We start from the raw sequence: 25,457 nt of genomic DNA, 5'->3' as shown, positions 1-25,457 counted from the left end.
CGCCGGCGCCGCAAAGCCACGCAGCTGAACCAGCCGATGCCCGATCGAACGGGCCGTGCCGCCGCGCCGCGCGAAATGAGACTGCTCGCGTGCCGTTCGGGCGCGCGCTTCCAGGCGATCACGCCATGACGTTCCGTGCGAGCGTTCTCCGCGTGCCGATCGACTCCGCCGATTTTGCAGCCCGCGCATGGGCGGGCGCACCGATGCGCCGAATGCATGCGCGCGCCAGCGGGCCGCTCGCGCCGGCTCGCGGCTGACGTCATACACCCACAAATCAAGTCAAGCACCGGGCAGTCCCGGTCTCCAAGTATTGAAAGGGGATTTTTCGATGGACCTTCGTAAACTGAAAACGCTGATCGACCTCGTCTCGGAATCCGGCATCTCGGAGCTGGAAGTGACGGAGGGCGAAGGCAAGGTTCGCATCGTCAAGAACGCAGCACCGGTCTACATGCAGGCGCCGCAGCAGTACGCGCCGCAGGCTCAGACGCAGTCCGCGCCGAGCATTTCCGCGGGCGTCGATGCCGGCGCGAGCGCGGGCGCAGCGACGCCGGCGGCTTCCGCGCCGCAGGGCCACATCGTGACGTCGCCGATGGTCGGCTCGTTCTATCGCGCGCCGTCGCCGGGTGCGGATCCGTTCGTCCAGGTCGGCGATACGGTCAAGGAAGGCCAGACCATCTGCATCATCGAAGCCATGAAACTCCTGAACGAGATCGAAGCGGACAAGTCCGGCGTCGTGAAGGAAATCCTCGTCGAGAACGGTCAGGCGGTCGAGTATGGCCAGCCGCTCTTCGTGATCGGCGACTAAGCGCGTCGGGCCGTGCGCCGGGGCGTCGCTCCGTCTGCCGGCTGCACCGCGCCGGCGCGCGCTTCAGCATGACTCGTGCAAGCGCGCGCCGCCGATTCGAATCCCGAGGGCCGCTCGCGCGTGCCCGTTGATGAGCCGACCCACAGCCATGTTTGAAAAAATCCTCATTGCGAACCGCGGCGAAATCGCGCTTCGCATCCAGCGCGCGTGCCGCGAACTGGGCGTCAAGACCGTCGTCGTCTATTCGGAAGCCGACAAGGAAGCCAAGTACGTCAAGCTCGCCGACGAAGCCGTGTGTATCGGACCGGCGCCGTCGAACCTGTCGTATCTGAACATGCCGGCGCTCATCAGCGCCGCTGAAGTCACCGACGCCGAAGCCATCCACCCCGGCTACGGCTTCCTCTCCGAGAACGCCGACTTCGCCGAGCGCGTCGAGCAGTCGGGCTTCACGTTTATCGGGCCGCGCCCCGAAACCATCCGCCTCATGGGCGACAAGGTCACCGCCAAGCAGACGATGATCAAGACCGGCGTGCCGTGCGTGCCGGGCTCGGAAGGCGCGTTGCCGGACGATCCGAAGGAGATCGTGAAGATTGCCCGCGCGATCGGCTATCCGGTCATCATCAAGGCGGCGGGCGGCGGCGGCGGACGCGGCATGCGCGTCGTGCATACGGAAGCAGCGCTCGTCAACGCGGTCAACATGACGCGCGAAGAAGCGGGCCGCGCGTTCGGCAATCCGCAGGTCTACATGGAGAAATTCCTGGAGAACCCGCGGCATATCGAGATTCAGGTGCTGTCGGACTCGTTCCGCAACGCGATCTGGCTCGGCGAGCGCGATTGCTCGATGCAGCGCCGTCACCAGAAGGTCATCGAGGAAGCACCCGCGCCGGGTATCGCGCGGCGGCTGATCGACCGAATCGGCGATCGCTGCGCCGACGCATGCAAGAAGATGGGCTATCTCGGCGCAGGCACGTTCGAATTCCTGTACGAGAACAACGAGTTCTACTTCATCGAAATGAACACGCGCGTGCAGGTCGAGCATCCGGTGACGGAGCTGATCACGGGCGTCGATATCGTGCAGGAGCAGATTCGTATCGCCGCCGGCGAGAAGCTCGCGTTCCGCCAGAAGGACATTCAGTTCCGCGGCCATGCCATCGAGTGCCGTGTGAATGCCGAAGACGCGTTCAAGTTCACGCCGTCGCCGGGACGCATCACGTCGTGGCATGCGCCGGGCGGGCCGGGCATCCGCGTCGACTCGCACGCGTACAACGGCTACTTCGTCCCGCCGAACTACGATTCGATGATCGGCAAGCTGATCGCCTACGGCGCGACGCGCGAGCAGGCCATCAACCGCATGCGCATCGCGCTGTCGGAAATGGTCGTCGAGGGCATTTCGACCAACATCCCGCTGCATCGCGAGTTGATGATCGACGCCAAGTTCGTCGAGGGCGGCACGAGCATCCACTACCTCGAGAACAAGCTGGCCGCGCGTCAGGCGGCGGTGGCGGAAGAGTCCTGAGTCGGATAGAGACACGAGCATGAGTTACCGGGAACTGATCGCCGAGCTGGACCGCGAGCACGCGGAAGCGTTGTCGGACGCGCTGCTGGACATCGGCGCGCTGTCGGTATCGGTCGAAGACGCCGACGCCGATACGCCCGACGAGCAGCCGCTATTCGGCGAGCCCGGCCTCACGCCGGAGCGCAGCGCGTGGAAGCGTTCGCGCGTCGTCGCGCTGCTGGCCGAAGACGCCGATCCCGCCGTGCTGCTCGCGGCGGCCGCAAACGAAATCGGCCTGAACGCGACGCCTGCGTTCTCGGTGCGCGTCGTGGAAGAACAGGACTGGGTGCGCCTGACGCAGGCGCAGTTCGATCCGATTCCGATCGGCGAGCGCATCTGGGTCGTGCCGTCGTGGCATGACGCGCCCGATCCGTCCGCGCTCGTCCTCGAACTCGACCCCGGCCTCGCGTTCGGCACGGGCAGCCATCCGACCACCCGCCTGTGCATGGAATGGCTCGAGCAATCGGTGAAGCCGGGGCAGTCGCTGCTCGACTACGGCTGCGGCTCGGGCATCCTCGCCATTCTTGCGAAGAAGTGCGGCGCCGATCCGGTCCACGGCATCGACATCGATCCCCAGGCGGTCGAATCCGCGCGCCAGAACAGCGAACGCAACCACGCCGATGTCGCCTACGGCCTGCCCGACGAATGCCCCGCCGGCGAGTTCGATATCGTCGTTGCGAACATTCTTTCCAATCCGCTCAAGCTGATGGCGTCGATGCTCTCCGCGAAGGTGAAACCGGGCGGGCGCATCGCGCTGTCGGGCATCCTCGCTCGACAGGCCGACGAAGTCGCGGCGGTCTACGCGCGATGGATCGACATCGCCGTCTGGCGCGAGCACGAAGGCTGGGTGTGCCTCGCCGGAACGCGCCGCGAAAGCCTTTAGAATAGCGCCATCGTTCACGACGCGGCCGCGAGGCCAATGGCATTAGAAATGGCGCTCGCAACCCGCTGCCCTCACTGCGAAACCGTATTCAGGCTCGACCCGCATCTGGTCGCACCGCATGATGGCCGTGTGCGTTGCGGCCACTGTCAGGAAGTCTTCGACGCCGCGCATCACACGTTCGAGCTTCCGGACGACGCCGCGGCAGCAGACGAAGCGCAGCACGCCGCCATCGTCGACGATGAAGTCGCGGTCGGGCCGTCCACGTTCACTGCGCCGACGAGCGAAGCCGATCACGAGCCGCCCACGCTCGCCGTGCCCCGCACGCTGGAACTCGGCAAGCGGACTTCATCCCCCGAAGACGACGACCCTACGCTCCAAGCGAAGCCGCCGGCATTCGCTGCGGCATCGGCGAGACCGGTTCGAAAAGATGCAGCCAACGAACCGGCTGTCGAGCCTCCGGCGGACGACCGGCGCAAACCCTTCGTTCGGGTGAAGGCGCCAGACGGCGATCGCGCCCAGCCGGCGCCGCCGCGTGCCGAACCGCCGCCGACGCGCTTCGTGAATCCTGTCGACGACCGCGCGGAGCCGTTCATCGGCCCCGGGCATCGCCAGGCGGATACGCCGCCTGCCCGTCCGGCACCACCGGTCGAGCCCACGCCCGCCTGGCACGACGACGAGCCGGGCTTCGGCACGAGGCCGTCCCAACCGGGCGCGGCTCATGCGCCGAGCGCGAACGAAGCGTTTCCCGTGATGCGCGAGCCGCGTCCCGCCGCGCAGCCGCCCAAGCGCGGGCGGAAAGGCGTGCTGATCGCCGGCTACCTGCTTGCCGCGGTGCTCGCGGTGATGTTTCTCATGCAGCTCGCGTGGTGGCAGCGCGAAGCGGTGATGGTCTACATGCCCGGCACGCGCGCGCTCTACGCCGATATCTGCACCGAAGTCGGCTGCACGTTCTCGCCGCCGCGCTATATCGCGGGACTGCAGATCGAGAGTTCGGGGCTGCGTCAGGTCGACGGTCCGCACAAGCTCGAACTCAAGCTGATGCTGCGCAATCGCGCCGACGTTCCCCTCGCCTATCCGGCGCTCGAACTCACGCTGCTCGACGATAAAAGCGATGTCGCCATCCGCCGCGTGCTCTGGCCGCAGGATTACGCGCGACCGGGTACGATATTCGCCATCGGCCTTCCGCCGCAAAGCGCGCAGCCGGTCGTCGTGCGGCTCGATACCGGCGATGCCGTCGCCGCGAATTACCGCGTTCAGGTCTTCTATCCGTGATGGCGCGATCGCGCGACGGGCGTCCACGTCCTGTCCGCTGAATCGCGCTAACGCCAAGTGCATCTTCCCGTCAGCATCTGACATCTCTCTGGAGCGCAACATGAGTCAAGTTACCCTCGGCGGCAATCCCATCGAAGTCAGCGGCACGTTTCCGAGCGCAGGACAGCAGGCCCCCGAGTTCACGCTCGTCGGCACGGACCTCGGCGACATCACGCTCGCGAGCTTCGCCGGCAAGCGCAAGGTGCTGAACATCGTGCCGAGCCTCGACACCCCCACTTGCGCCACCTCCACGCGCAAGTTCAACGAATCCGCCGGCAAGCTCGACAACACCGTCGTGCTCGTCGTGTCGGGCGATCTGCCGTTCGCCGCCAAGCGCTTCTGCACGACGGAGGGGCTCGCCAACGTGGTGACGGCGTCGACGTTCCGTGGCCGTGAATTCGCGCAGGCGTATGGCGTCGATGTCACGAGCGGCCCGCTCAAGGGACTGACGGCGCGCGCTGTCGTCGTGCTCGATGAAAGCAACAAGGTGCTGCATGCGGAACTCGTGCCGGAAATCAAGGACGAGCCGAACTACGATGCGGCGCTGTCGGCGCTGAAGTAAGCTGCACGACCCGGACCGCTTCTGGCGGTCCGCGCATACGGGGCGCGGCTGCCGCTCCGAGCCGAAAGGCCGCCGCCGCGCGCCGTATGCGCATTTTCTTGCTCGGCATCCCAACTTAAAGGACGTTCGCCTTGGCTACGCTCATCTGCGGCTCGCTCGCCTACGACAACATCATGACCTTCCAGGGCCGCTTCGGCGACCACATCCTGCCGGATCAGGTGCACATGCTGAACATCAGCTTCCTGGTCCCGACGATGCGGCGCAACTTCGGCGGCTGCGCGGGCAACATCGCGTATGCGCTGAAACTGCTCGGCGGCGATCCGAAGATCATGGCGACGCTCGGCGAAGCGGACGCGCAGCTCTACATCGATCGCCTCGACGCGCTCGGTCTGTCGAAAGAATATGTGCGCGTGCTGCCCGGTCAGCATTCGGCGCAATGCTTCATCACGACCGATCTCGCGAACAATCAGATCACCGCGTTCCACCCCGGCGCGATGATGGAATCGCACCTCAACCGCGCCGACGAAGCGCAGGGCATCACGCTCGGCATCGTGGCGCCGGACGGCGCCGACGGCATGCGCGAACACGCAGCGCAATTCGCGGCTGCGGGCGTGCCGTTCGTCTTCGATCCGGGTCAGGGTTTGCCTATCCTTGAAGGTGTAGAACTCTGTCGCATGATTGAACTTGCCAAATACGTGGCGGTCAACGATTACGAAGCCAAGTTGTTGAGCAACAAGACCGGCTGGTCGATAGAAGACATCAAGAGCCGTGTCGATGCGCTTGTCGTGACGCGCGGCGAGCATGGCGCCCAGATTTATCATGAAGGCGGCGTGCTCGACGTGCCGGTTGCGAAGGCGCGTCAGGTGATCGATCCGACCGGTTGTGGCGACGCGTTCCGCGGCGGCCTGCTGTACGGCATCGAGAACAATCTTGGCTGGGAAAAGACGGGGCGTCTCGCGAGTCTGATGGGTGGGTTGAAGATCGAACATCAGGGCCCGCAAACCTATGCGCCGACGCGCGCCGAAATCGAAGAGCGTTTCAAGCAGGCATTCGGAACCAGCCTGTCGTGAGCGAGTGGAAGAAGGGAGTGAAGGGATGAAAACGGTAAGTCGCATCGTGCTGGCAGCAGCGCTCATCGGCTCAGTGGCGCTGACGGGCTGCGCCTATAACAGCAGTTCGCCGGACGTCTATACGGCGTCGCAGGCGCAGCGCGAGGAAACGGTGCGCATGGCGACCGTCGAAAGCGTGCGCGGCGTGAAGATCAGTTCGAACAACGGGCAGCCGACCGGTCTCGGCGCAATCGGTGGCGGCGCGCTTGGCGGCGTCGCGGCGGGCAGCGCCATCGGCGGCGGCAACGGGTCGATCATCGCGGGCATCATCGGCGGCCTGGCGGGCGCGGTTGCGGGTAACGCGGTCGAGAACAGCGTCGCAACGAAGAACGGGCTCGAGATCACCGTGCGCCTCGACAACGGCGATCTTCGCGCGATCACGCAGACATCGAACGGCGAAGTGTTTCAAGCTGGCGAGCGCGTTCGCCTGTTGTCGAGCGGCGGCGTGACGCGCGTGACGCACTAAGCAAGCGCGGACGCATTCAGCCGAAGAATCCATAGCGACGCTTCGGCCAACAAGAAAAGCGCATGCATCGAAAGAGGCATGCGCTTTTCTTGTTGGCCGATCGCCTGGGCGTGCGGGCAACTCGCTGAGTGCCCCATAAACGAAAGACCCGCCGCCGGGTTTCCCCCGCGACGGGTTGAGGCCGGGTAGCCCTACCCGGTCCTAAGGCACATCGAAGTGTGCCGCGATGATGCGTCCTGCTGGTGCCGAGACTTACGGACGGCTGCCCGTCGGGAACGGCCATGCTGCCGCCGGGTTCAGCGCCGTCTTGACCGCTGCAGCCGGAGCGGCCGGAGCGGGCGTCGAGACAGTCGTTGCCGTCGTTGCGGGAGCAGCAGCCGTCGTCTTCTTGGCGGCAGCGGCCTTCTTGGCCGGAGCCTTCTTCGCTGCGGGTGCAGCTTTCTTCGCTGCCGGAGCAGGCGCCGACGCCGACGTCGAAGCGGGCGCAGGAGCAGCAGGCGCGGCAGGGGCAGGGGCAGAGGCGGTTTTCGCCGACGCCTTCTTCGCAGGGGCCTTCTTCGCAGCAGCCTTCTTGGCGGGGGCCTTTTTGGCGGCAGCCTTCTTGGCGGCCGCTTTCTTCGCAGGCGCCTTCTTGGCGGCAGCCTTCTTCGCAGGCGCCTTCTTCGCTGCGGCCTTCTTCGTCGCTACTTTCTTGGTCGCGACTTTCTTGGCTGCGGCCTTCTTGGCAGGCGCCTTCTTGGCAGCGACTTTCTTGGCTGCGGCCTTCTTCGCCGGCGCCTTCTTCGCTGCAACCTTCTTCGCCGCTACTTTCTTGGTCGCGACCTTCTTCGCTGCTGCCTTCTTGGCCGGCGCTGCCTTCTTGGCGGCAACCGTCTTCACCGCGACTTTCTTCGCAGCGACCTTCTTGGTGGCAACCTTCTTCGCTGCTACCTTCTTCGCCGGAGCGGCTGCCTTCTTGGCGGTGACTTTCTTTGCTGCGGCCTTCTTCGCGGCGGGTTTCTTCTTGGCAACTGCCATGATTTTTCTCCTTCAGGTTTTCAGATGAGAGTCAGTTCAAACAACACCCTTCGTCAAAACCCGCTTCCCGCGTGGAGGCTCTCAGGGCACACGCTACGAAGCGGATTATTCATCGGCGTACGCTGATCCCACCTGCTTACGCTAATGAATACGGCAAGGCGCGCCGTGCCCCGAGGCACCGCGCGCCAAATAAAGTCAGCGCGCATACGCAGCGCTGCCCATCGCTTGATCGAGCCAGCGAGCTTGCCGCTGGCGTTTTCCGGGGGGAAGTTTGCCCATCCCAATGAAGGGAACGCAAAACGCCTGTCTTCCAATCGGATCACTTGCTCCGTTAAGTCAGTAGGCGCACTTTGCATCAGGCGACCGTTCTCCTAAACCTTGTCGGTCAGGCGCGCGTGAGTGTCACGCCGCTGCCTGCCCGTCCCATCGATTTCGTCTGCAACACGTCCTGGGCTCGTTGTTATTCCCAGGTCAGCGCGCCGCCGGTTTGATACTCAATCACGCGTGTCTCGAAGAAGTTGCGTTCCTTCTTCAAGTCGATCATTTCGCTCATCCACGGGAACGGGTTTTCCTCGTTCGGGTAGAGCGGGTCCAGGCCAATCTGCTGGCAACGCCGATTGCAGATGAAGCGCAGGTAACTCTTGAACATCGACGCATTCAGGCCGAGAACCCCGCGCGGCATGGTGTCTTCAGCGTAGCGATATTCGAGATCAACAGCCTGCTTGAAGAGCTCGCGAATCTCCGCCTTGAAGTCGGCGGTCCACAGTTGCGGCTCTTCGAGCTTGATCTGGTTGATGAGGTCGATGCCGAAATTGCAGTGCATCGATTCATCGCGGAGGATGTACTGGTACTGCTCCGCCGCGCCCGTCATCTTGTTCTGGCGACCCAGCGCCAGAATCTGCGTGAAGCCCACATAGAAGAACAGCCCTTCCATGATGCAGGCGAACACGATCAACGACTTGAGCAATTTCTGGTCCGCTTCCAGCGTGCCGGTGGTGAACGCGGGATCGGTCAACGTCTGGATGAACGGGATGAGGAACTCGTCCTTGTCCCGGATGGACTTGACTTCGTGATACGCGTTGAAGATCTCGCTTTCGTCGAGACCGAGCGATTCGACGATGTACTGATACGCATGCGTATGGATCGCCTCTTCGAACGCCTGGCGCAGCAGGAACTGGCGGCACTCGGGAGCGGTGATGTGACGATACGTGCCGAGCACGATGTTGTTCGCGGCGAGCGAGTCCGCCGTCACGAAGAAGCCGAGGTTGCGCTTGACGATGCGACGCTCGTCATCCGACAGGCCGTTCGGGTCTTTCCACAGGGCGATGTCTCGCGACATGTTCACTTCCTGCGGCATCCAGTGATTCGCGCAGCCGGCGAGGTACTTTTCCCACGCCCACTTGTACTTGAACGGGACCAGTTGATTGACGTCGGTCTTGCCGTTGATGATGCGCTTGTCTGCGACGTTGACACGCGCTTCGCTCTGCGCGGCGATGGCGCCAGCGGAGGGCGTGGCGGCTGCGGGGGGAACGAAGCCATCGGAGAAGATGTTGTTCGCCTGAGCAGTCTGATGGGCGGCTTGATGAGCTGCAGCATGCGCTGCTTGCGTACCGAAAGTCGTGCCTTGAGCGTTGCGCAACGAGTTCTGTTGCGAAGCGCTCGAGGGAGCTACGGTCGTGTTCTCGTCATCCCAGTTGAGCATAAATTCTCACCATCAATTTAGATCGGTTTGTACCATCTTTTCATGAGCGATAAAAGAGCTTGCTCATGAAAATTCTCGTTTTCCAGCGATTTGGATTCAGCGTTGCTACCTGCATACAACACTTGGCTCTTCGCTTCGTGTGTGACGCGTGATGCGGGCATCGATGAGACAGGTGTGAAGCGGTCCTGACTGACTGTCATCGAGTGCTTCGATACCTTCTGCGCTGCGTTGCATCGATGCTTCGAAGCTGTGGTGTGAACGCAGACGCAGCACGTGCCGATGTACGGCGTTCGATGACTCGCATGGATCTTCGACACGCGTGAACTCGATGCGACTCATGCGATCTCGAATGCGATGTCATTGACGATGAAGCGGCACTGATACGCGCGATCTTCGTATGCATCTCGCGCGCACCGACGACACTTTCGACTCGCTGATGGACGCCGCCTGGTGCGTTTCCACCGCGTCGATTTCGTTGCCGAAGTTTAGCATTTTCGGCGCGTTCGCTACAAGATATTGTGTCCGCTGCGCCCATCTCATACAACCTATAGGGCCGCCGCGCAAGTGCGAAAAAAGCATCATCGCCGCAGTGGATCGAGCAGTGAGCGCAGGTTGTTGTGATCGATCTCGTGCATGAGTGCGAGCAACGCGCCGAGCTTGCCTTGAGGAAAACCCTCACGCGCGAACCATGCGAGATAGTGTCCGGGCAAGTCGGCGAGGAGCCGGTCCTTGTACTTGCCGTAGGGCATCGTCTGCGTGACGAGACGTTGCAGGTCTTGCGGGTCCATCGCTTCTTCACTCCTCGTGTATGTTCATCGCGTCACATAGCGCGTCGGTGACCGTCGGCATGTGCTCCACATCGGTGCCATAATCGCCGCTCCTCCCGCCATGATGATCGCGTTCTCTGATGCCGCTCGCCGTCAAAGCTTTCATTGCCCCTCTCATCGTCGCATGTGCGATGTTCATGGAAAGCGTCGACGCCAACGTCATCGTCACTGCGATTCCCGAAATGGCTCGAGCGTTCGGACGCGATCCCGTCACACTCAAGATTGCGGTCACGAGTTATGTGCTCGGCCTGGGCGTGTTCATTCCCATCTGCGGCTGGGTTGCGGACCGGTTCGGCGCACGCGTCGTATTCCGCACGGCCATCGGCATCTTCGTCGTCGGGTCGTTGCTGTGCGCGGCGTCGACATCGCTCGGCACGTTCACCGTCGCGCGTTTCATACAAGGCGTCGGCGGCGCGATGATGGTGCCTGTCGGACGCATCATCATCTTTCGCTCGGTGCGTCGCTCGGAGTTCATTCGCGCGATGAACTATCTGTCGGTGCCTGCAATGCTCGGACCTGCGGCCGGTCCGCTGCTTGGCGGCTTCATTACGACGTATCTGCACTGGCGCCTGATCTTCTTCATCAACATTCCTATCGGCATCGCCGGCATCTACCTGACCAATCGATACATCGCCGACACGCGCGAGGAGCATCCCGGGCGGCTCGACTGGTTCGGCTTCTTTCTTTCGGCGAGCGCGGGCGTGTTATTGATGCTCGGGCTGTCGCTCGTCGGCGGCGAGCTGGTGCCGCCGAGCGTCGCGTACGCGATGTGCGTGCTGGGCGCGCTGATGGTCGTGCTGTACATCCTGCACGCGCGACGCGCCGAGCGGCCGTTGCTCGACTTGCGCTTCTTTCGCGTCCCGACGTTTCAGGCGAGCGTCGGGGGCGGCTCGCTCTTTCGCATCGGGCTGGGCGCGGTGCCGTTTCTGCTGCCCCTCGCGCTGCAGGAAGGGCTTGGCATGACGGCGTTCAAGTCCGGCGCGATCACGTGTGCTTCTGCGTTCGGCGGCATGTTCATGCGATCGCTGGCGTCGCGGGTGTTGCATCGCTTCGGCTTTCGGCAGACGTTGCTTTATAACGCGGCGTTGTCGGGGATCGCAATCGCTGCGTGCGGCGCGTTCTTTCCCGGCACCCCGACGTGGGTCATCTGGGCGGTTGTGCTGCTGGGCGGGTTCTTTCCTGCGCTGCAGTTCACTTCGCTCAACTCGCTCGCTTATGCGGAGATCGAGACGCGCGATGTCGGGCGGGCGACGAGCCTCGCCAGTTTCGTGCAGCAGGTTTCGCTGGGGCTTGGGGTGACGATCGCGGGCATCACGCTCGAGCTTTCGCAGTATCTCAATGGGCACGCTTCCGTGCGGTGGTCGGACTTCTGGCCTGCGTTTCTGGTTGTGGGTCTGTTTTCGTTTCTCTCGATGCCGGTCAGTGCGCGGCTCGCGCGGGATGCGGGACATGAGATTTCGCGTGGGACGCGGGGATGAATGGGTTTCGGTGCTCGCGCGGTTCGGGGGATGCCTCGTCTTTCGGTGAGCTTGTTTAACGACGCAAACGACAAGACCGACAAAAGAAAAGACCGGCACCGAAGCCCTATTCCCCCGGGGGAAAAGAAACCACGGTGACCGGCCTAACCGCCCCGAGAGCAACGCCCTCGGTAGCGCCGAGCTAGAAACCCTTACTGACAGGCCTCACACTCATCAAACCCGGGGTCCCCCGGACGCATCATGCAAACCGGCCCATCGGCTTCCGGCGCAGCCGCCGCCGAAGCAGATGCCGCATTGAACCCACCGCCCGCGGCGCCGCTCGCCGCCGAGGAGCCACCCGAAGCACCCGAAGCACCGAACCCACCATCAGAACCCGAAGACGGAACCGCATTCAGCGCACCGTGTGCAACGGTCGACTTCTCGACGTGCGTCGCCGCCATCGTACGAAGGTAATACGTCGTCTTCAGACCACGCAGCCACGCGAGCTTATAGACCTCGTCCAGCTTCTTGCCCGACGCGCCCGCCATATAGATGTTCAGCGACTGCGCCTGATCGATCCACTTCTGACGGCGCGACGCCGCTTCCACCAGCCACTTCGGATCCACTTCGAACGCCGTCGCGTAGATCGCGCGAAGGTCCGCCGGAATGCGGTCGATACGCGACAAGGTGCCGTCGAAGTACTTCAGGTCCGACACCATCACCTCATCCCACAGGCCGCGCGCCTTCAGATCACGCACCAGGTAGTCGTTGACGACCGTGAATTCGCCCGACAGATTCGACTTCACATACAAATTCTGGAACGTCGGCTCGATACACGCCGACACGCCGATAATGTTCGAGATCGTCGCCGTCGGGGCAATCGCCACGCAGTTCGAATTGCGCATGCCGTGCGTCGCGATGCGCGAACGCAGCGTCGACCAGTCCATCGTCTCGGTCGAATCCACTTCGACGTAACCGCCGCGCGCCTCGGCCAGCAGCTTGATCGTGTCCTGCGGAAGAATGCCGCGATCCCACAGCGAGCCGCGATACGTCGCATAACGGCCGCGCTCTTCCGCCAGTTCCGTCGACGCGTAATACGCGTAGTAGCAGACAGCTTCCATCGAACGATCCGCGAACTCCACCGCATCCGCAGACGCGTACGGCGTGCGCAGCAAGTGCAGGCAGTCCTGGAAGCCCATGATGCCCATGCCTACCGGACGATGCTTCAGGTTCGAATTGCGCGCCTTCGCCACCGCGTAGTAATTGATGTCGATGACGTTGTCGAGCATGCGCATCGCGACGCTGATCGTGCGCTTCAGCTTCGCATGATCCAGCGCGAGCGTGCCGTCGGCCTGCTTCGTCAGGTGCGCGACGAGGTTCACCGAACCCAGGTTGCACACGGCGATTTCGCTGTCGCTCGTGTTCAGCGTGATTTCCGTGCACAGGTTGGACGAGTGAACGACGCCCACGTGCTGCTGCGGCGAACGCACGTTGCACGGGTCCTTGAACGTGATCCACGGGTGGCCCGTCTCGAACAGCATGCCCAGCATCTTGCGCCACAATTGCGCCGCCGGCACCTTCTTGAACAGCTTGATCTCGCCGCGCGCCGCCTTGTCTTCGTAAGCCGTGTACGCCTTCTCGAACTCCGCGCCGAACAGATCGTGCAGGTCCGGGCACGTGGCCGGCGAGAACAGCGTCCAGTCGCCGCCTTCGTGGACGCGCTTCATGAACAGGTCGGGAATCCAGTTCGCCGTGTTCATGTCGTGCGTGCGGCGGCGGTCATCGCCCGTGTTCTTGCGCAGCTCGAGGAATTCCTCGATGTCCAGGTGCCACGTCTCCAGGTACGCGCACACCGCGCCCTTGCGCTTGCCACCCTGATTCACGGCGACGGCCGTGTCGTTCACCACCTTCAGAAACGGCACGACGCCCTGCGACTTGCCATTCGTGCCCTTGATGTGCGAGCCGAGCGCACGCACGCGCGTCCAGTCGTTGCCGAGGCCGCCCGCGAACTTCGAGAGCAGCGCGTTTTCCTTCAGCGCTTCGTAGATGCCGTCGAGGTCGTCGGCGACGGTCGTCAGATAGCACGACGACAACTGCGAGCGATGCGTGCCCGAGTTGAACAGCGTCGGCGTCGACGACATGAAGTCGAACGACGACAGCACGTTGTAGAACTCGATCGCACGCGCTTCACGGTCGATTTCGTTGAGCGACAGACCCATCGCGACGCGCATGAAGAACGCCTGCGGCAACTCGATGCGCGTGCCGTCGACGTGCAGGAAGTAGCGGTCGTACAGCGTCTGCAGGCCGAGATAGCCGAACTGCAGGTCGCGGTTCTGGTCGAGCGCGGCGCCCAGACGCTTCAGGTCGAACTGTTGCAGCTTCTCGTCGAGCAGGCCGGCTTCGACGCCGCGCTTGATGAACTGCGGGAAGTATTCCGCGTAACGCTCGCCCATTTCGGCCTGCGTCACTTCTTCTTCGAGGATTTCGCGGCGGATCGTGTGCAGCAGGATGCGCGCCGTGACCTGGCTGTACGCCGGGTCCTTTTCGATCATCGTGCGGGCCGCGAGAATGGCCGAGTCGTAGACCTGGCTCATCGGCACGCCGTCGTACAGGTTCTTCACCGTTTCGGCGACGATTGGATCAGCGGACACCGCATCGCCCAGATTCGCGCATGCGGACACGATCAGCGCTTTCAGCGCTTCCATATCGAGCGGGCGCGTGACGCCGTTGTCCGTCACGTTGATGACGCCGCCTTCGGGCGACTGCGCGTTCTGCGCGGCCGAACGTTCTTGCGACCGCTGCTGGGTGCGCTTCTCGCGATACAGCACGTAGGCGCGCGCGACGTTGTGCTCGCCGCCGCGCATTAGCGCGAGTTCGACCTGATCCTGAATGTCTTCGATGTGGAACGTGCCGCCGTGCGGACGGCTGCGCACGAGCGCGCGCACGACCGCCTGCGTCAGTTGCTCGACGAGCTCGCGCACGCGTGCCGAAGCCGCCCCCTGCCCGCCATTGACGGCGATGAACGCCTTCGTCACGGCGATGGAAATCTTCGACGGCTCGAACGACACCACGCTTCCGTTGCGACGGATGACCTTGTAGTCGGCAAACGTCGTGTTGGGCGCGAGCGCTTGCGCGCCCGGAACCTGCGCACCGCCTGCCGGCTGTGCGGATGCGCCTTCGAAGGAAGACGTGGCGTTTTCGGTGGTTTGCATGTGCAAAACTCCTGGTGTTCGAATGGTGCGGATGATCCGCGGATTTATCACTTGTCCCGCGCGCGTCGCGCGGATTTTTTGCGGTGAAGCCGGGCTGTGAATTCCAGCCGTGAAGCCGACTCTGAACGCGATTCCCGGCGATGACGGCCCGCATGTTCTTGGCGCCGCGTGCGGGACCCGCGTTGGCGCGCGGTTATCGGTCGACGCGACTCGCGTTCTCTTGCCTGCTTCCTCACGATGCTGCTCGCCGGCGCTCGGCGCGCTTCGCGTATGCCCCGAAGCCCGGGAACCGCCCGGCGCCCGCCGAACTTCTCTTGCGCCGGAAAGCCAACGGCGCCGGCTCGTGGGAGCGGGCGCCGCCTCGACAACACAAGATATAGTGCAAAGTACGTCTGTCGGCACCAAGTATAGTGGAACTTCGCACGGTCTCAAAAAGGTTTTTTTTGCTGAGGAAACGCGTGCGCGGGGTTGACTTCTGCTGCGCCAAAGCACGGCAAGGGCTTGCGCGTCACGCTGCTGCATCGCCGCGAGAAAGCCCTTACGCGGCGCTCAGCGGTGGCTCGCCGGTTGCTTCGATGCGGAGCTGAATCGGAGAAATGGATGTGGGCGACGCACGCTGGCGAGCGATCCGAGGATCGCAATCGATCGCGCTTGACCGATGGCAAAGGCCACCGTGCTTATCGTGCGTCGCGGCCTGTCGGACGTGCGGCGTGACGGCGTGCGTGGTCGTTGCTGCAGAAGCGCTCCCCCGCCACCACGATGGATTCGCTGCGTGGCGTATGCACGCCGCATTGCGCGCAGCGGATGAGCGGGTCGGCGAGTTGCGGGGCATCGGTCGCGGCGGCGCCATTGCGGCCGCGCGTCGAGTTCGTGGAACCGGCGGAGCCCGTCGCGCCCGATTGCGCGCGCTCGTTGGCACGGCGCAGCTTCTTCAGGAGCCACTGCGTGACGAAGAAGAGGACGATTAGAAGAATGAAGTTTCGCATCGGCTAGAAAGGTGGAATCACGCGCTCAGATGACCGCGCGATGCAGCAGCACTTCGAACACGAACCGGCTGCCGACATACGCGAGCAGCAATGCCACGAACGATGCGAGCACCCAGCGAAGCGCCGCGCGCCCGCGCCAGCCGGAGATGCGCCGCGCGGTCAGCAGCGCGCCGAACATCAGCCAGGACAGGAAAGCGAACACGGTCTTGTGATCGAAGCTCAGCGCGCGATCGACCAGTTGCTCGTTGAACGCGATCCCCGAGACGAGCGTGAGCGTCAGCAGCAGGAAGCCCGCGCCGATCAGCCGGAACAGCAGCTTCTCGAGCGTCAGCAGCGGCGGCAAGGTGTCGAGCCAGCTCGCGAGCCAGCCGTTGTTGCCGGAGTGACGCATCGCGAGGCCGCGCATGCGCTGCAGGCGGCGTTCCAGCATCAGCATCAGGATGGCGTGCAGCGCGGCGATGGCGAACAATCCGTACGCGATGTTGGCGATTAGAAAGTGCAGCTTGAACATCGGCGCTGCGGAATACGACAGCACGCGCACGCCGCCGAACACGAGCGGCAACAGCGACGCGACGCACGCAAGCGGCAGCACGAGCAGGCGCAAGCCGTCGAGCGGAAAGAAGAAGCTCTCGATCCAGTAGATGCCCGCGCCGAGCCAGAACATCGCGGAGAGCGCGAACGCAAAGCCGAACACCATCGCGTTCTGCGGGAAGATGGTCGTGTGCAGCAAGAGGCCGTGCACGAGCAACGCTATTAATAATAGAGCGCGCCCGACGCCGCTCATGCCGGACGCTTTCGATGCAGGCGCAGGCGGCGCACCGACGCCCGCAGGCACGCCCGCCAATGCCGGCTCGACGCCCGTATGACGATGCGCGCGCCAGCCCGCCACGGCCAGTCCGCCGTAGAGAAGCGCAGTGAGGGCATACAGTACAATATCCATGTTCGAAGTTTACACTAGGCCCCGAACCCGCGACGTCTTCCCCCTTGCGCCGAAATAAGGCGCATCGCCGCGAAGCCGCTCTCACGCCGCAGGTAAACAAGGGCCGCATTCTCTACATTCCCCATGCTCGACAACCTCACTCAACGGATGGCGCGCGTCGTCAAGACGCTGCGCGGCGAGGCCCGGCTCACCGAGGCCAACACGCAGGAAATGCTGCGCGAAGTGCGCCTCGCGCTGCTCGAAGCCGACGTGGCGCTGCCGGTCGTGCGCGAGTTCATCGCAAAGGTGAAGGAAAAGGCGCTCGGCGAGGAAGTGCTCTCGAGCCTGTCGCCGGGTCAGGCGCTCGTCGGCGTCGTGCAGCGCGAGCTCACTGCCGTCATCGGCGGCGACTACGAAGGCAAGGCGGCCGAACTCAATCTCGCCGTCACGCCGCCTGCGGTCATTCTCATGGCCGGCCTGCAGGGCGCGGGTAAAACAACGACCACCGGCAAGCTCGCCAAGCTGCTGCGCGAGAAGCAGAAGAAGAAGGTGCTGACGGTTTCCGTCGACGTGTACCGCCCCGCCGCTATCCGCCAGTTGCAGACGGTCACCGAGCAAGTCGGCGCGGACTTCTTCCCGTCGGAGCCGGATCAGAAGCCGGCGGACATCGCGCGCGCGGCGATCGACTGGGCGAAGCGGCATTATCACGATGTCGTGATCGTCGATACGGCCGGCCGTCTCGGCATCGACGAAGCGATGATGAACGAGATCACCCAGCTTCATACGCTGCTGAAGCCCGCCGAAACCCTCTTCGTCGTCGATGCGATGCTCGGTCAGGACGCCGTCAACACCGCCAAGGCATTCAACGACGCGCTGCCGCTGACGGGCGTGGTGCTGACCAAGCTCGACGGCGATTCGCGCGGCGGCGCGGCCCTTTCGGTGCGCCATGTCACGGGCAAGCCGATCAAGTTCGTGGGCGTCGCCGAAAAGCTCGATGGCCTCGAAGTCTTCCACCCGGATCGCATGGCGAACCGGATCCTCGGCATGGGCGACATCCTCGCGCTCGTCGAAGAAGCTCAGCGTGGCGTGGATACCGCTGCCGCGCAGAAGCTCGCCGACAAGGTCAAGAAAGGCGGCGACTTCGATCTGAACGACTTCAAGGCGCAACTGTCGCAGATGAAGAAGATGGGCGGTCTGTCGTCGCTGATGGACAAGCTGCCTGCGCAGTTCCAGCAGGCCGCGCAAGGCGCGGACATGAACAACGCCGAGAAGCAGATGCGCCGCATGGAAGGCATCATCAATTCGATGACGCTGCAGGAGCGCGCGAAGCCGGAGCTGATCAAGGCCGCGCGCAAGCGTCGTATCGCGGCGGGCGCGGGCGTCCATGTGCAGGAAGTGAACCGCATGCTGAATCAGTACGAGCAGATGCGCGGCATGATGAAGAAGCTCAAGGGCGGCAACCTGCAGAAGATGATGCGCGGCATGAAGGGCATGATGCCCGGCATGCGTTGATCGCGTTGCACTAGACCCGCGTGGCTTTCGCGCGGGTTTATGATAAGGTCCGCGCCGCCGTTTTTCTCCACAGCAAGCAATCAGCCTCCCCCGCTTTCCTATGAATCGCGAAGAAGCCCTCCATATCTACAGCCACTCCGAAGAGATCGTTTCGGCGGACGAAGTCAACGCATCGATCGAACGCATGGCTGCGGCCATCAAGGCGGCGACGAGCGAAGACTTTCCGCTCGTGCTCTCGGTCATGGGGGGCGCGGCCGTGTTCACCGGCATGCTGCTGCCGCATCTCGACTTCCCGCTCGAGTTCGACTACATCCATCTGACGCGCTATCGCAACGCCATCAAGGGCGGCAGCGAAATGCAATGGCGCGTGGCGCCGGCGGAATCGGTGAAGGATCGCGTGGTGCTCGTGCTCGACGACATCCTCGACGAAGGCGAAACGATGGCCGCCATCCGGGATCGCATCATGGCGATGGGCGCGAAACAGTTCCTGTCGGCGGTGCTGTGCGAGAAGATCATCCCGAAGGCGAAGCCGCTGCGCCCAGACTTTTGCGGGTTCGAAGTGCCCGATCGGTATGTGTTCGGTTGCGGCATGGATGCGAAGGGTTACTGGCGGAACTTGCCGACCATCCGGGCGTTGACCGAAGGAGCGTGAGCCTTTTCTCGCGACAAGAAAAAAGCGGCCGAGGCCGCTTTTTTCATAGCTGATGCACGAACGCCCGTATCCCGGTCAGAATCATCTCGACGGAAATTGCCACGAGCACGAGGCCCATCAACCGCTCGAACGCCGTCACCGCACGCTCGCCGAGCCACTGCTGGATTTTCTCCGCAAGAATCAGCACGACCGCGCAGACGACCATCGTGACGGTCAGCGCGCCGATCCATTCGAGCATCTTCCCCGGCGCCTGCGATGTCAGCAGCATCACCGTGGCGAGCGCCGACGGCCCGGCGAGCGCGGGAATGGCGAGGGGCACGATCAAAGGCTCGCCGCCGCGCGAGTCGCCGCCCATCGGGCCATCCGGGTGCGGGAAGATCATCCGGAGCGCGATCAGAAACAACACAATGCCGCCGCCGATTCGCAACGACAAGTCCGTCAGATGCATCGCGCGCAAGAAGTGATCGCCGGCCAGCATGAACAACAGCAGGATGCCGAACGCGATCGCCACTTCGCGCAGAATCACCACGCGGCGCCGCTCGATGGCGACGCCCCGCAGCGCGTTGATGAAGATCGGGATGTTGCCGAGCGGATCGGTGATCAGCAGCAGCAGAACCGTCGCAGACAGAAAGTTGTACTGCATTACTTCGCGAGCGCGGCCCGCACCTTGTCTGTCACGACGCCCGCAGCCTCATCCACCGGCAGCAGCGTGGCTTCGGTGTCGCGGCGGCCCTGATATTCGAGCTTGCCTTCCTTCAGCCCGCGATCGCCGATCACGATGCGATGCGGCACGCCGATCAGTTCCCAGTCCGCGAACATCACGCCGGGACGCTCGCCGCGATCGTCGAGAATCACGTCGACGCCCGCTTCCTGCAGCGTGGCGTACAGCTTGTCGGCCTGCTCGCGCACGGCGTCGCTGCGGTCGTAGCCCATCGGGCAGATCACCACTTCGAACGGTGCGATGGATTCGGGCCAGATGATGCCCTTGTCATCGAAGTTCTGCTCGATCGCCGCGCCCAGCACGCGCGTCACGCCGATGCCGTAGCAGCCCATCAGCATCGGAGCGGGCTTGCCGTTCTCGTCGAGATAGGTCGCGCCCATGGAATCCGAATACTTCGTGCCGAGCTGAAACACGTGGCCGACCTCGATGCCGCGGCAGATTTCCAGCGTTCCCTTGCCATCCGGCGAAGGATCGCCCGCGACGACATTGCGGATATCCGCGACCTCAGGCTCCGGCAGATCGCGGCCCCAGTTCACGCCGGTCGTGTGGTAATCGACTTCGTTCGTGCCGACAACGAAATCGCTCATGTTCGCCACCGTGCGGTCGGCGATCACGCGCACCGGCTTCTTCGTGCCGATCGGCCCGAGATAGCCCGGCGGCGTGCCGAACCATTCGACGATCTCCGCTTCGGTCGCGAAGCGATAGCCCGCGAGGCCCGGCAGCTTGTTGACCTTGATGTCGTTCAGCGAATGATCGCCACGCAGCATCAGCAACCAGATGGTCGGTTCCGCGCCTTCGTTGTCGGTGGCGAGGATGATCGACTTGATGGTCTTTTCGAGCGGAATGTTCAGATGCTCGGCGACCGCCTCGCACTTCGCCTTGCCTGGCGTCGGCGTCTTCTTCAGTTCTTCGGCAGGCGCGGCGCGTTGCGCGATCAGCGGCAGCGCGTCGGCAGCTTCGACGTTCGCCGCGAAATCAGAGGTCGGGCAATACGCGATGTCGTCCTCGCCCGTTTCGGCGATCACGTGGAATTCGTGCGAGCCGCTGCCGCCGATCGAACCGTTGTCCGCCGCAACCGCACGGAACTCGAGGCCGATGCGCGTGAAGATTCGCACGTACGCGTCGTACATCTTGCGATACGACTCGGCGAGGCCGGCGCTGTCCTTATCGAACGAATACGCGTCCTTCATGATGAACTCGCGGCCGCGCATCACGCCGAAACGCGGACGGATTTCATCGCGGAACTTCGTTTGAATCTGATAGAAGTTGACCGGCAACTGGCGATAGCTCTTGATCTCGCGGCGCGCGATGTCCGTCACCACTTCTTCGTGCGTCGGCCCGACCACGAAATCGCGCTCGTGGCGATCCTTGATGCGCAGCAACTCAGGACCGTATTGCTCCCAGCGGCCCGATTCCTGCCACAGTTCGGCGGGCTGCACGGCGGGCATCAGCAATTCGAGCGCGCCCGCGCGGTTCATCTCTTCACGCACGATGGCTTCGACCTTGCGAATGGAGCGCAGGCCGATCGGCATGTAATCGTAGATACCGCCCGCGACGCGACGGATCATGCCGGCGCGCATCATCAGCTTGTGACTGACGATCTCGGCGTCGGCGGGGGCTTCCTTCAGGGTGCCGATGAAGAAACGGGATGCTTTCATTCAAGAATTTTCCAAAAGCGGCGCGCGCCTCGAAAGCATGCGGCTACGAGGCTGGCGAGACGTGTGAACGACGGAACGGTGGACGGCTTCGCGTGGACGGCCTTCGTGTACCGCACGCGCTGAATCCTGGCCGACAAGGAGAAGATTCTGCCGCCTTCCTCGTTGCCTGGCAAAGATTCCTGGCACTCGCGCGGCATTTCTGCCTCGGAACGCGGCCGCCGCCACGGGTTGAAACCGATGCGCCGGGTCCGTTATCTGTTTATAATCAAAGCAATTTTAAAGGATTCGAAGGTGGTTGTATGCTGGATCGTGAAGGCTTTCGCCCGAACGTCGGCATCATCCTCTTGAACGCGCGCAACGAAGTGTTTTGGGGCAAGCGGCTGCGTGAACATTCCTGGCAGTTTCCGCAAGGGGGTATCAAATACGGCGAAACCCCCGTGCAAGCAATGTATCGGGAGTTACACGAAGAAACCGGCCTGCTGCCTGAACACGTGAAAGTTGTCGGTCGCACGCGCGACTGGCTGCGTTATGAGGTGCCGGATAAGTTCATCAAGCGCGAAGTGCGCGGACATTATCGCGGTCAGAAACAGATATGGTTTCTGCTGCGCATGGTGGGACGCGACTGTGACATTTGCCTGCGCGCGACGGACCATCCGGAATTCGATGCTTGGCGCTGGAACGAGTACTGGGTCCCCCTGGATGCGGTCATCGAGTTCAAGCGCGACGTTTATCAACTTGCTCTCACCGAGCTATCCCGCTTCTTGCGGAGAACCAACTCTCGCGGCGATCGCGCCGCGCATCACGGGCCGCGCTATCCACGCGTCGTCCAGACGATGACGATCGAAGCACCTGCCGTAACCGCCGCTGGCGCTGCGGTTCAGGCAGAATGCACGATCAGCGAAGAAGTGCGGATCATCGCCACGCGTGCATCGTGCGAATGACCGGCGCCGCTCTTCGTTCATTTTGACACTCGGCACTTCGTAGAACCCGGCACGCGAGCATGGCTCGCCGCGCCGGGCGCTTCGCCGTCCGCGCATCCGTCTTTCGGGAACATCGAATTGAAAGTCATCGTCTCATCTGCGGTAGCCGTGGCCGTGTTGGCCGCGCTCGCCGGCTGTTCCAGTTCCAAAGCTCCGAACGCGTCCAACCAGGATGACAGCGTGTTCACGTATCTGCTCGACCGGAAGTCGGAATGGGTCGAGAACAAGGTCGATACGTTGCCGCCGCTGCCGCAAACGTCCAGCCTGCTGCCGTTCGACGTCTCGCAGAACACTCCTCTGACGTTCGCCATCGACAAGACTTCGCTCAGCGTCGGCAGTGACGGCGTCGTGCGATACGTCGTCGTCGTGACGAGTCCGGGCGGCGCGCGCAACGTCAACTACGAAGGCATCCGTTGCGATACGTACGAATGGCGGCGCTACGCGAGCATCGACGACACGCAGACCGGCTGGGATCGCGGCGCCACGTTCGATTTCCGGCGCATCGAAAACGGCGAACTGAACGCGTATCAGGCGGCGCTCTATCAGGATTATTTCTGCACGAGCAAGCTGCCTGTCGGCAATGCGAAGCAGATCGTCGAGAACATTCAGTACAAGCGCACGCAGCGTTCGATCAATCTGCGCTGAGGTTGTCGTCGTTTCGTTTGCATAGTTAAAAGCCCGCTGGCCTTTCGGCTCAGCGGGCTTTCTTTCATGGCTTCGCGGTTCAGACGAGCACCAGATTGTCGCGATGGATCAGTTCCGGTTCGAGCATATAGCCGAGCACCGTCTCGATCTCGCCGCTCGGCCGCCGATGAATCAGCCGCGCTTCCGAACTACTGTAATTGGTGATGCCGCGCGCGACTTCCTGTCCCTGATCGTTGACGCATGCGATCACTTCCCCGCGATCGAACGCGCCCTTCACATCGACGACGCCGATCGGCAGCAAGCTCTTTCCGTCGGCGGTGAGCTTCTGCACGGCGCCCTTGTCGATGACCACATGCCCGCGCACCTGCAGGTGATCGGCCATCCACTGTTTGCGCGCCGCGATGCGCGCGGTGCGTGCGATGAGTTGCGTGCCGATCATCTCGCCTGACGCGAGGCGCGTCAGCACATCGGCTTCCCGTCCGCTCGCAATCACGGTGTTCGCGCCGCTATGCGCCGCACGCTTGGCCGCGAGAATCTTGGTCAGCATGCCGCCGCGCCCGAGGCTCGAGCCCGCGCCGCCGGCCATCTGCTCGAGTTCGGGCGTGCCGGCATCGGCCTGCTCCACGAGCGTCGCGTTCGGGTCCTTACGCGGATCGGCGGTGAAAAGGCCGCGCTGATCGGTGAGGATCACGAGCGCATCGCCTTCGATCAGATTCGCCACGAGCGCGCCGAGCGTGTCGTTGTCGCCGAACTTGATTTCGTCGGTGATGACGGTGTCGTTCTCGTTGATGATCGGCACCGCGCCGAGCCGAAGCAGCGTCAAAAGCGTGGAGCGCGCGTTCAGGTAACGCTCGCGATCGGCGAGATCGGCATGCGTGAGCAGAATCTGCGCGGTGCGGATGCCGTGCGCGCCGAAGCTGCTTTCGTAGACCTGCGCGAGCCCCATCTGCCCGACTGCGGCGGCGGCCTGAAGCTCGTCGATCACGCGCGGCCGCTTGCTCCAGCCGAGCCGGTGAATGCCCTCCGCAATCGCGCCCGAACTGACGAGCACGACTTCCTTGCCCTGCTCGCGCAACGCCGCGATCTGCGACGCCCAACGCGCGATGGCCGCGTGATCCAGTCCGCGCCCGTCGTTGGTGACGAGACTGGACCCCACTTTCACTACGATTCGCTTCGCAGCGGCGATGACCGAACGCATCGTGCGCTTTCTCCTCGGGTGTCGCGGCCCGTTTCAGCAGGTCGCTTCTTTACTCGTTGGCTTCTTTGCTCGCGGCGTCGTCACGAAAGCGGACGTCGGCGGCAAGGTCTTCGGCTTCGGCCGCGCGGGAGGCGTCGGAATGCTGCGAGATGTAATCGAAGATGGCGTATGTGAGCGCCTCGCAGCCCTGGCCGGTCAGCGCGGAGATTTCATAGACCGGGCCTTCCCATTCGAAACGCTCGATGAAGTCTTTAACGCGCGCCCCGCGCTCCTCCTCGGGCACCATGTCGAGCTTGTTCAGCACGAGCCAGCGCGGCTTTTCATAAAGCGCCTCGTCGTACTTGCGCAGCTCGCCGACGATCGCTTTCGCATCGGCGACGGGATCGACATTTTCATCGAACGGAGCAAGGTCGACCAGATGCAGCAGCACGCCGGTGCGCTGCAAGTGCCGCAGGAAGCGATGACCCAGCCCCGCGCCTTCCGCCGCGCCTTCGATCAGCCCCGGAATGTCCGCGATCACGAAGCTCTTGCTCGGCCCGACGCGCACCACGCCGAGATTCGGCGCGAGCGTCGTGAACGGGTAATCGGCGATCTTGGGCCGCGCGTTCGACACTGACGAGATGAACGTCGATTTTCCCGCGTTCGGCATGCCGAGCAAGCCGACATCCGCGAGCACCTTCAGTTCGAGCTTGAGCATGCGGCGCTCGCCCGGCTTGCCGTCGGTCTTCTGACGCGGCGCGCGGTTCGTGCTCGACTTGAAATGCAGGTTGCCGAGGCCGCCCGCGCCGCCCTGCGCGATCAGGACTTGTTGATTGTGCTCGGTCAGATCGGCGATGATTTCGCCCGTTTCCTGGTCCGAGATGATGGTTCCGACCGGCATGCGCAGCGTGATGTCTTCGCCGCCTTTGCCGTAGCAGTCCGACCCGCGGCCGTTTTCGCCGTTGCGCGCCTGATGCTTTTTCGCGAACCGGTAGTCGATCAGCGTGTTGATGTTGCGATCCGCGACCGCGTACACGCTGCCGCCGCGCCCGCCGTCGCCGCCGTCCGGCCCGCCGAACGGGACGAACTTTTCGCGGCGCATCGACGCGCTGCCATCTCCCCCGTCGCCGGCGATGACTTCGATCCTCGCTTCGTCAATGAACTTCATGCGTTGCTCCGTCCCGTGTTTCCAAGCGATGAGGCTGGCCCGGCGAGAACGCCCTGGCTGCAGCCGACACGCTATTTTGCCGTGACCGGCGGCTGCCGGTCATCGATAACCGTGAATTCTCTCGGTGCGGCGT

The 25,457-nt window shown here is 63.4% G+C and carries 23 protein-coding genes and 1 pseudogene; 12 read left to right on the top strand and 12 right to left on the bottom strand.

From position 1 onward, the window contains the following. Positions 1 to 328: 328 nt before the first annotated feature. From accB to P9220_RS06260, 7 genes are all read left to right on the top strand, one after another. A complete protein-coding gene (accB, locus tag P9220_RS06290; RefSeq protein ID WP_309764050.1) occupies positions 329 to 805 on the top strand; it encodes an acetyl-CoA carboxylase biotin carboxyl carrier protein in 477 nt (158 codons plus the stop codon). A 148-nt stretch (positions 806 to 953) separates the two neighbouring features. Continuing rightward, the gene (accC, locus tag P9220_RS06285; RefSeq protein ID WP_309764049.1) at positions 954 to 2,321 is read left to right on the top strand and encodes an acetyl-CoA carboxylase biotin carboxylase subunit; all 1,368 of its coding nucleotides are present in this window, start codon (positions 954 to 956) and stop codon (positions 2,319 to 2,321) included. A gap of 19 nt (positions 2,322 to 2,340) precedes the next feature. Continuing rightward, positions 2,341 to 3,243, top strand: coding sequence for a 50S ribosomal protein L11 methyltransferase (gene prmA / locus P9220_RS06280; RefSeq protein WP_309764048.1), 903 nt, complete (start codon positions 2,341 to 2,343; stop codon positions 3,241 to 3,243). Positions 3,244 to 3,291: 48 nt separating this feature from the next. Beyond that, positions 3,292 to 4,515 (top strand): DUF3426 domain-containing protein, encoded by a 1,224-nt coding sequence (locus P9220_RS06275; protein WP_309764047.1) that lies wholly within the window; start codon positions 3,292 to 3,294, stop codon positions 4,513 to 4,515. Between the two features lie 100 nt (positions 4,516 to 4,615). Then, positions 4,616 to 5,116 carry a thiol peroxidase gene (tpx, locus tag P9220_RS06270; protein ID WP_309764046.1) on the top strand — a complete coding sequence of 167 codons (501 nt, stop codon included), beginning with the start codon at positions 4,616 to 4,618 and terminating at the stop codon, positions 5,114 to 5,116. A 131-nt stretch (positions 5,117 to 5,247) separates the two neighbouring features. Next, positions 5,248 to 6,186 (top strand): carbohydrate kinase family protein, encoded by a 939-nt coding sequence (locus P9220_RS06265; protein WP_309764045.1) that lies wholly within the window; start codon positions 5,248 to 5,250, stop codon positions 6,184 to 6,186. Between the two features lie 25 nt (positions 6,187 to 6,211). Further along, the gene (locus P9220_RS06260; RefSeq protein WP_244815181.1) at positions 6,212 to 6,691 is read left to right on the top strand and encodes a hypothetical protein; all 480 of its coding nucleotides are present in this window, start codon (positions 6,212 to 6,214) and stop codon (positions 6,689 to 6,691) included. A 252-nt stretch (positions 6,692 to 6,943) separates the two neighbouring features. Here P9220_RS06260 and P9220_RS06255 read toward each other — a convergent pair whose 3' ends face one another. The 5 genes and pseudogenes from P9220_RS06255 to P9220_RS06235 all read right to left on the bottom strand — a co-directional run bounded on the left by P9220_RS06255 (position 6,944) and on the right by P9220_RS06235 (position 10,343). Continuing rightward, the gene (locus P9220_RS06255) at positions 6,944 to 7,708 is read right to left on the bottom strand and encodes a histone H1-like DNA-binding protein (protein ID WP_309764043.1); all 765 of its coding nucleotides are present in this window, start codon (positions 7,706 to 7,708) and stop codon (positions 6,944 to 6,946) included. Between the two features lie 31 nt (positions 7,709 to 7,739). After that, positions 7,740 to 8,064 (bottom strand): annotated as a pseudogene (locus tag P9220_RS06250) (hypothetical protein). A 104-nt stretch (positions 8,065 to 8,168) separates the two neighbouring features. After that, positions 8,169 to 9,410, bottom strand: a complete 1,242-nt coding sequence (locus P9220_RS06245) for a ribonucleotide-diphosphate reductase subunit beta (protein WP_309764042.1) — start codon at positions 9,408 to 9,410, stop codon at positions 8,169 to 8,171. Between the two features lie 578 nt (positions 9,411 to 9,988). Continuing rightward, complete coding sequence (locus P9220_RS06240; RefSeq protein ID WP_309764041.1) at positions 9,989 to 10,198, bottom strand: DUF3820 family protein; 210 nt, start codon at positions 10,196 to 10,198, stop codon at positions 9,989 to 9,991. A 7-nt stretch (positions 10,199 to 10,205) separates the two neighbouring features. Then, positions 10,206 to 10,343 carry a hypothetical protein gene (locus tag P9220_RS06235; protein ID WP_309765498.1) on the bottom strand — a complete coding sequence of 46 codons (138 nt, stop codon included), beginning with the start codon at positions 10,341 to 10,343 and terminating at the stop codon, positions 10,206 to 10,208. Here P9220_RS06235 and P9220_RS06230 point away from each other — a divergent pair. Next, positions 10,318 to 11,715: an MFS transporter gene (locus P9220_RS06230; protein WP_309764040.1), complete on the top strand. Its 1,398-nt coding sequence runs from the start codon at positions 10,318 to 10,320 to the stop codon at positions 11,713 to 11,715. The genes P9220_RS06235 and P9220_RS06230 overlap by 26 nt on opposite strands. Before the next feature lie 191 nt (positions 11,716 to 11,906). Here P9220_RS06230 and P9220_RS06225 read toward each other — a convergent pair whose 3' ends face one another. From P9220_RS06225 to P9220_RS06215, 3 genes are all read right to left on the bottom strand, one after another. Next, a complete protein-coding gene (locus tag P9220_RS06225) occupies positions 11,907 to 14,906 on the bottom strand; it encodes a ribonucleoside-diphosphate reductase subunit alpha (RefSeq protein ID WP_309764039.1) in 3,000 nt (999 codons plus the stop codon). Between the two features lie 677 nt (positions 14,907 to 15,583). Further along, positions 15,584 to 15,892 carry a PP0621 family protein gene (locus P9220_RS06220; RefSeq protein WP_309764038.1) on the bottom strand — a complete coding sequence of 103 codons (309 nt, stop codon included), beginning with the start codon at positions 15,890 to 15,892 and terminating at the stop codon, positions 15,584 to 15,586. Between the two features lie 25 nt (positions 15,893 to 15,917). Next, positions 15,918 to 16,832 (bottom strand): cytochrome c biogenesis protein CcsA, encoded by a 915-nt coding sequence (locus tag P9220_RS06215; RefSeq protein WP_309764037.1) that lies wholly within the window; start codon positions 16,830 to 16,832, stop codon positions 15,918 to 15,920. Between the two features lie 123 nt (positions 16,833 to 16,955). Between P9220_RS06215 and ffh the strand changes: the two genes are divergently transcribed. Then, positions 16,956 to 18,323 carry a signal recognition particle protein gene (gene ffh / locus P9220_RS06210; RefSeq protein ID WP_309764036.1) on the top strand — a complete coding sequence of 456 codons (1,368 nt, stop codon included), beginning with the start codon at positions 16,956 to 16,958 and terminating at the stop codon, positions 18,321 to 18,323. A 100-nt stretch (positions 18,324 to 18,423) separates the two neighbouring features. Then, entirely contained in the window at positions 18,424 to 18,975 is a 552-nt protein-coding gene (locus P9220_RS06205) for a hypoxanthine-guanine phosphoribosyltransferase (protein WP_309764035.1), read from the top strand. Positions 18,976 to 19,018: 43 nt separating this feature from the next. Here P9220_RS06205 and P9220_RS06200 read toward each other — a convergent pair whose 3' ends face one another. Both P9220_RS06200 and P9220_RS06195 read right to left on the bottom strand, forming a co-directional pair. Beyond that, the gene (locus P9220_RS06200) at positions 19,019 to 19,618 is read right to left on the bottom strand and encodes a MarC family protein (RefSeq protein WP_309764034.1); all 600 of its coding nucleotides are present in this window, start codon (positions 19,616 to 19,618) and stop codon (positions 19,019 to 19,021) included. Further along, on the bottom strand, positions 19,618 to 21,354 hold the full coding sequence (locus P9220_RS06195) for a proline--tRNA ligase (RefSeq protein ID WP_309764033.1): 1,737 nt from the start codon (positions 21,352 to 21,354) through the stop codon (positions 19,618 to 19,620). The genes P9220_RS06200 and P9220_RS06195 overlap by 1 nt, the downstream gene beginning before the upstream one ends. Positions 21,355 to 21,653: 299 nt before the next feature. On the opposite strand from P9220_RS06195, the gene P9220_RS06190 reads away from it, so the two are divergent. Together P9220_RS06190 and P9220_RS06185 are read left to right on the top strand one after the other, a co-directional pair. Further along, positions 21,654 to 22,295 (top strand): RNA pyrophosphohydrolase, encoded by a 642-nt coding sequence (locus P9220_RS06190; protein WP_309765402.1) that lies wholly within the window; start codon positions 21,654 to 21,656, stop codon positions 22,293 to 22,295. Positions 22,296 to 22,406: 111 nt separating this feature from the next. Beyond that, the gene (locus P9220_RS06185; protein WP_404989545.1) at positions 22,407 to 22,979 is read left to right on the top strand and encodes a CNP1-like family protein; all 573 of its coding nucleotides are present in this window, start codon (positions 22,407 to 22,409) and stop codon (positions 22,977 to 22,979) included. 79 nt (positions 22,980 to 23,058) lie between these two features. On the opposite strand, the gene proB is transcribed toward P9220_RS06185, so the two are convergent. Beyond that, positions 23,059 to 24,177, bottom strand: coding sequence for a glutamate 5-kinase (proB, locus tag P9220_RS06180; protein ID WP_309764031.1), 1,119 nt, complete (start codon positions 24,175 to 24,177; stop codon positions 23,059 to 23,061). Between the two features lie 49 nt (positions 24,178 to 24,226). Continuing rightward, positions 24,227 to 25,324, bottom strand: coding sequence for an Obg family GTPase CgtA (cgtA, locus tag P9220_RS06175; RefSeq protein ID WP_309764030.1), 1,098 nt, complete (start codon positions 25,322 to 25,324; stop codon positions 24,227 to 24,229). Positions 25,325 to 25,457: the final 133 nt, after the last annotated feature.

Source organism: Caballeronia sp. LZ016 (assembly GCF_031450805.1).
Lineage (GTDB): Bacteria > Pseudomonadota > Gammaproteobacteria > Burkholderiales > Burkholderiaceae > Caballeronia.
Note: the sequence above shows the minus strand (reverse complement) of the source record. Positions and strands in the feature narration are given on the sequence as shown.